The 313-nt window shown below is 43.1% G+C and carries 1 pseudogene; it reads left to right on the top strand.

The features are described from left to right. Positions 1-187, top strand: a pseudogene (locus AB4585_RS25670) (hypothetical protein); the annotation flags it as partial. Positions 188-313 lie beyond the last annotated feature (126 nt).

Below are 313 nucleotides of genomic sequence, written 5' to 3' on the forward strand. Positions count from 1 at the left end.
TCAGATAGCTGCTGCCTTATCTGAAGATGGTGTTGACGCTCAATTCGTAGTTGAACAAGAGTTAGCTTCTGAATGGAACACCGTCGTTGGCTTCAACTACGTTATTAACCCTACTTTTAATATCATTGGTGAATTCGGATTTGGCGAACGTCAAAGTGCATTCATCTCTTTAGACACCCGCTTTTAAAGATGCCAACAACCCCATCTCTATTTACCTGCGCAATTACACCTAAGGCCAACACCTTAGGTCAAACTGGTGTACGCGGTTAATGAAGCGTTTAGCCAATCCAATGAGCTTGCTGCTACTTTCTAG

Source organism: Vibrio sp. 10N.222.49.C9 (assembly GCF_041474985.1).
GTDB lineage: Bacteria > Pseudomonadota > Gammaproteobacteria > Enterobacterales > Vibrionaceae > Vibrio > Vibrio crassostreae_C.